The 3,837-nt window shown below is 74.0% G+C and carries 3 protein-coding genes; all 3 read left to right on the forward strand.

All coding sequences use genetic code 11. The features are described 5' to 3' along the window. The coding region (locus tag ACWGE1_RS14800) for an ABC transporter permease (RefSeq protein ID WP_453420887.1) at window positions 1-947 on the forward strand (947 nt) is incomplete at its 5' end. After that, complete coding sequence (locus ACWGE1_RS14805) at window positions 944-1,936, forward strand: ABC transporter permease (protein ID WP_453420888.1); 993 nt, start codon at window positions 944-946, stop codon at window positions 1,934-1,936. The genes ACWGE1_RS14800 and ACWGE1_RS14805, both read left to right, overlap by 4 nt. After that, window positions 1,933-3,588, forward strand: a complete 1,656-nt coding sequence (locus tag ACWGE1_RS14810) for a dipeptide ABC transporter ATP-binding protein (protein WP_453420889.1) — start codon at window positions 1,933-1,935, stop codon at window positions 3,586-3,588. Before ACWGE1_RS14805 ends, ACWGE1_RS14810 begins: the two co-directional genes overlap by 4 nt. Window positions 3,589-3,837 lie beyond the last annotated feature (249 nt).

Below are 3,837 nucleotides of genomic sequence, written 5' to 3' on the forward strand. Positions count from 1 at the left end.
GGGCGACCGCCCCGGGCGCGGGCGCCGCGCGCCAGGTCTGGCGGCGGGTGCGCCGCCGCCCGGCGGCCCTCGCGGCCGGCGGGGTCCTCGGCCTGCTCGTCCTCCTCGCCCTCGCCGCCCCGCTGCTCGCCCAGCTCACCGGCCAGGACCCGAACGCGTACCACGACGACCTCGTCGACTCGGCGCGAGGCGGGGTCCCGCTCGGCTCCTTCGGCGGTATCTCCGCCGACCACTGGCTCGGCGTCGAACCGGGCACCGGCCGCGACCTGCTGACCCGGCTCCTGTACGGCGCGCGGATCTCGCTGCTCGTCGCCCTGGGCGCCGTCGTCGTCCAGACCTTCGTCGGCGTCGCCGTCGGACTCGCCGCCGCGCTCGGCGGCCGGTTCACGGGCCAGCTCATCGGCCGGTTCACCGACGTGATGATCGCGCTGCCCCTGCTGGTCATCGGCATCGCCCTGACCGCCGTCGTCCCGCCCGACTTCCCGCGGCCCCTGCTGCTGATCCTCATCATCGGGCTGCTCGACTGGGGCGGCACCGCCCGGATGGTCCGCGCCCAGGCCCTCGCCCTGCGCGGTCTCGACTTCGTCGATGCCGCCCGCCTCTCGGGCCGGTGCACGTTCGCCATCGCCCGCCGCGAACTGCTGCCCTCGCTCGCCGCACCCGTCATCACCTACGCCGCGATCAAGGTGCCCACCGCCATCGTGGCCGAGGCCTCGCTGTCCTTCCTCGGCGTCGGCGTCAAGCCTCCCACCCCCTCCTGGGGACAGATGCTCTCCAGCGCGCAGACCTGGTTCCGCGCCGACCCGGCCTACGTCCTGCTCCCCGCCGGGCTGCTCTTCGTCACCGTGCTCGCCTCCACCGTGCTGGGCGACGCCGTCCGCACGGCCCTCGACCCGCGCGAAGGCTCCCGCCTGCGGGTCGGCACCAGAAAGGAGCGCAAGGCGTGACCCGCTTCGTGCTCAAACGGACCGGCGGCGCACTGCTCGTGCTGCTCACCCTGTCCGTCATCGTCTACGCCCTCTTCTACCTCGCCCCCGGCGACCCCGCCCGCCTCGCCTGCGGGGAGCGCTGCAACCCGGCGCAGATCGCCCAGGTCCGCGAACAGCTCGGGCTGAACGAATCCGCCCTCGCCCAGTACCTGCACTTCCTCCAGGGACTGCTGGTGGGCCGGGACCACTCCGGCGGAGCCGGGCTCGTCCTGCACTGCGACGCACCCTGCCTGGGCTTCTCGTACCAGAACGACCAGCAGGTCACCGAGCTGCTCCTGGACCGGCTCCCCGCCACCCTCTCCCTGGCGCTCGGCGCACTGGTGATCTGGCTGGTGGTCGGTGTCGGCACCGGACTGCTGTCCGCGCTGCGCCGCGGCGGGATCACCGAGCGGGCCCTGACCGTCCTCACGCTCGCCGGGACCGGCACCCCCGTCTTCATCCTCGGGCTGCTGCTGCTCATGACCGTCTGCGCCTACCTCCAGTGGCTGCCGTTCCCGACGTACGTGCCGCTGACCGAGGACCCCGAACAGTGGGCCTGGAACCTGCTCCTGCCGTGGGTGACGCTCGGCCTCTTCGAGAGCGCCAAGTACGCCCGGCTCACCCGCAGTTCGACGCTGGAGACGCTCGCCGAGGACCACATCCGGACCTTCCGCGCCTACGGCGTGGGGGAGCGGGCCGTCGTCACCCGGCACGCGGTGCGCGGAGCCGTGGCCCCCGTGATCGCCCTCAGCGCCGTGGACTTCGGCACGATGATCGGAGGCGCGGTGCTGACGGAGTCGCTGTTCGGGATCCCCGGCCTCGGCAAGACCCTCATCGACGGGGTGCGGATCGTGGACCTGCCCGTCGTGGTGGGCGTCGTCCTCGCGATCGGCGCGGCCGTCGTCCTCGCGGGCGCGATCGCCGACCTGCTGTACGCCGTCGCGGACCGAAGGGTGACCCTCGCATGACGCCATCGCTGGTGGAGGTCACCGACCTCGTGGTCGAGTTCCCGGTCGGCGGGGCGGGGGAGTACCTGCGGGCCGTGGACGGGGTCTCCTTCACCCTGGAGGCCGGCCGCGCCCTGGCCGTCGTGGGCGAGTCCGGCAGCGGCAAGTCCACCGTGGCCGCGGCCCTGCTGGGACTGCACCGCGGTACGGGCGCCCGGCTGGGCGGGACCGTCCGGGTCGGCGGCACCGACGTGGCCTCGGCCCCGGCGGCCGAGCTGCGGCGGCTGCGCGGCGGGACCGCCGCCATGGTCTTCCAGGACCCGCTCAGCTCCCTCGACCCGTACTACGCCATCGGCGACCAGATCGCCGAGGTCCACCGGATCCACGCGGACGTCTCCCGGCGGGCCGCCCGGGCACGGGCCGTCGAGGTGCTCGACCGGGTGGGCATCCCGGACGCGGCACGCCGCTCCCGCGCGCGGCCGCACGAGTTCAGCGGCGGCATGCGGCAACGGGCTCTCATCGCCATGGCCCTGGCCTGCGACCCGCGGCTGCTGATCGCCGACGAGCCGACCACCGCCCTGGACGTCACCGTTCAGGCCCAGATCCTCGACCTGCTGCACGGGCTGCGCGAGGAGCGCGGGCTCGGACTGCTGCTGGTCACCCACGACGTGGGCGTCGCCGCGGAGAGCGTGGACGAGGTGCTGGTCATGAGGGACGGGGCCGCCGTGGAGCGGGGGGCGGTGGGGGCAGTCCTCTCGGCGCCCGCCGAGCCGTACACCAGGGCCCTGCTGGAGTCGGTACCGAGGCTGGACGGGCCACGGGTTTCCCGCACCCCGCCCGGACCCGCACCCCGGACGCCCTCGGGGCCGCAGCGGGCGGATGCGCCTCCCGTCGTCGAAGCCATCGCCCTGCGGCGGGAGTTCGGCCGGGGACGGCGCAGGGTCACCGCCGTCGCGGGCGTGTCCCTCGCCGTGCACGCCGGGGAGACGCTCGGCATCGTCGGCGAGAGCGGCTCCGGCAAGAGCACGCTCGGACGGATGCTCGTCGGACTGCTGCAGCCCGGCTCCGGGCAGGTCCGCCGGGACGGCGCCGAGGTCACCGGCATCGCGGGCGGCGTGCAGATGGTGTTCCAGGACCCGGTGTCCTCCCTCAACCCGCGCCGTTCCGTCGGAGAGTCCATCGCCGACCCGCTGCGCGCGGCCGGGGAGCGGGACGAGGCGGCCGTCCGGGCCCGGGTGACGGAGCTGCTGCTGCGCGTCGGGCTGGAGGCCGGGCACTACGACCGCTACCCGCACGAGTTCAGCGGGGGCCAGCGCCAGCGGGTGGGCATCGCACGGGCCCTGGCCCCCCGGCCCCGGCTGATCGTCTGCGACGAACCGGTCTCCGCCCTCGACGTGACCACACAGGCACAGGTCACCGCCCTGCTGGCGGAGCTCCAGCGGGAGCTGGGCATCGCGCTGGTCTTCATCGCGCACGACCTGGCGGTGGTCCGGCAGGTCAGCGACCGGGTGGCCGTCATGCGGGCCGGCGAGATCGTCGAGGAGGGCCCGGTGGACGAGGTCTACGACCGGCCGGCCCACGCCTACACCCGGCAGCTGCTGGCCGCCGTACCGGCCCTGGATCCCGCACTGGCCGCCGATCGCCGCCGGACGCGCCAGGAGGTCCTCGCGTAGGGCGGGAGTCGGGGGCCCTGCGGCCCGGTCCGCTCCGGGGCCGGGTCCGAGGCTGTACTTCTAGCGTGCTCGAACGCGAACCGTACGGGAAAGTTACGACTCTTCACCCCTTCCGGTGGCGGGGCGGGCCAACCGGCCGGGCGCCGAGGGGAATTAACCGTTATTTATAACCCCGCCGGGGGGCAGAACCAAATGGGACCCCCCGAACACGGGGAACGCAATGAAATAATAAAAAAAGAAGCAGGCGGA

Source organism: Streptomyces sp. NPDC054932 (assembly GCF_053610205.1).

Coding starts and splice junctions, on each gene's coding strand:
- ACWGE1_RS14810 (WP_453420889.1), top strand. CDS start 1,933: ATGACGCCATCGCTGGTGGAGGTCACCGACCTCGTGGTCGAGTTCCCG.